This is a genomic window from Streptomyces adustus (assembly GCF_009377175.1).
GTDB classification, from domain to species: domain Bacteria; phylum Actinomycetota; class Actinomycetes; order Streptomycetales; family Streptomycetaceae; genus Streptomyces; species Streptomyces adustus.
In genome coordinates this window covers 1-1,931 of the sequence record NZ_VJZD01000519.1, presented here as the reverse complement: position 1 = coordinate 1,931, position 1,931 = coordinate 1, and the positions used below count along the sequence as shown (strand labels likewise).

Here is a 1,931-nt window from a genome sequence, read left to right as displayed (position 1 = left end):
GGTCTGGCTGGCGCTGGGGTGGGCGACCACCGTCCGGCGTGCGGCCGGCCGTCGTCCGCGCACCCGCTGACGCCGTACGACGAGCGGGCGCGGGTACGGGAGAAGGAGCGGGCGGCCTACGTCGGCGCCCGCCCCCGGGAATCAGAGCCTGGTGACGTCCAGCTCGCCGTCCGCGTACTGCCGGCGCAGCACCTTCTTGTCGAACTTGCCGACGCTGGTCTTGGGCACCGCCTCGATCAGCGTCCAGCGCTCGGGAAGCTGCCACTTGGCGATCCCGGCCTCGGCGGCGAGGAAGCCGCGCAGGGTGTCGAAGTCGACCGCCGAGCCCGCCTTCAGCACCACGGTCGCCAGCGGGCGCTCGCCCCACTTGTCGTCGGGGACGGCGACGACGGCCGCCTCGGCGACGTCCGGGTGGGACATCAGGGCGTTCTCCAGGTCGACGGAGGAGATCCACTCGCCGCCGGACTTGATGACGTCCTTGGCCCGGTCGGTGAGGGTGAGGAAGCCGTCCGGGCTGATGGTGCCGACGTCGCCCGTCTTCAGCCAGCCGTCCTCGCTGAACTTGTCCTCGGGGCGCAGGGATTCGGCGTCGGGACCGTTGTAGTAGGCGCCGGCGATCCAGGGACCGCGCACCTCCAGCTCGCCCGCGGACTCCCCGTCCCAGGGGAGGTGTTCGCCGCCGGGGCCGGTCAGTCGGGCCTCGACGCTCGCCGGGAACCGGCCCTGCGTGATCCGGTAGGCGAACTCCTGCGGCGTACCGACCGCGTGGGCCGGGGGACGGGCGATCGTGCCGAGCGGGGAGGTCTCCGTCATGCCCCACGCGTGGCAGACCCGCATGCCCAGCTCGTCGAAGGCCTTCATGAGGGAGGGCGGACAGGCGGCGCCGCCGATGGTCACCTGGGTGAGAGAACTGACGTCACGCGGCCTGGCGGTCAGCTCGCCGAGCAGGCCCTGCCAGATGGTGGGCACCGCGGCGGCGTGGGTCGGGCGCTCGGACTCGATCATCTCGGCGAGCGGCGCGGGCTGGAGGAACCGGTCCGGCATCAGCATGTTGACGCCGGTCATGAAGGTCGCGTGCGGCAGACCCCAGGCGTTGACGTGGAACTGCGGGACCACGACCAGCGAGATGTCCTGGTCGGTCAGGCCCATGGACTGGGCCATGTTGACCTGCATGGAGTGCAGGTAGATCGAGCGGTGGCTGTACACCACGCCCTTGGGGTCGCCGGTGGTGCCGGAGGTGTAGCACATGGCGGCCGCCTGGCGTTCGTCCAGTTCCGGCCAGTCGTACGTGGTCGGCTTCCCGGCGATCAGGTCCTCGTACTCGTGCACCTGGACGGAGGTCGCGCCCGCGAGCAGGCTGCGGTCGCCCGGTCCGGAGACGACGACGTGCTCGACCGTCCCGAGGTGCGGCAGGAGCGGGGCCAGCAGCGGCAGCAGCGAACCGTTGGCGATCACGACCTTGTCGGCCGCGTGGTTCACGATCCAGACCAGCTGCTCGGCGGGCAGCCGCAGATTGAGGGTGTGCAGCACCGCGCCCATGGAGGGGATCGCGAAGTACGCCTCGACGTGGTCGGCGTTGTTCCACATCAGCGTGGCCACACGGTCGTCGTCCGCCACCCCGAGGTCGTCGCGCAGGGCGTGCGCCAGCTGGGCCGCGCGGGCGCCGATCTCGGCGTAGGAGCGGCGCTCGGGCTGCCCCTCGCCGGTCCAGGTGATCACCTGCGAGGAGCCGTGGATCGTCGACCCGTGGGTCAGGATCCTCGAGATCAGCAGCGGTACGTCCTGCATGGTGCTCAGCACGGCGTCCTCCTGGGCGACATTGCCTGGCGGTGGTAAAAGGTTGCGCTGATTCTGCGCACATACCACGCGGTATGTCACTAGGTCCGGGTGATCGATCACGTCACTCCGTGCCTGGACGCCGTCCTCCGGCC

Annotated in this window: 1 protein-coding gene; it reads right to left on the bottom strand. The window is 70.7% G+C overall.

What is annotated here, in order from left to right:
- Nucleotides 1-141: 141 nt before the first annotated feature.
- Nucleotides 142-1,788: a long-chain fatty acid--CoA ligase gene (locus tag FNH09_RS46260; RefSeq protein WP_152895856.1), complete on the bottom strand. Its 1,647-nt coding sequence runs from the start codon at nt 1,786-1,788 to the stop codon at nt 142-144.
- Between the last annotated feature and the right edge of the window lie 143 nt (nt 1,789-1,931).

Excerpts from the sequence above, each read along its gene's own strand:
- FNH09_RS46260 (WP_152895856.1), bottom strand. The coding sequence starts at position 1,788 with ATGCAGGACGTACCGCTGCTGATCTCGAGGATCCTGACCCACGGGTCG.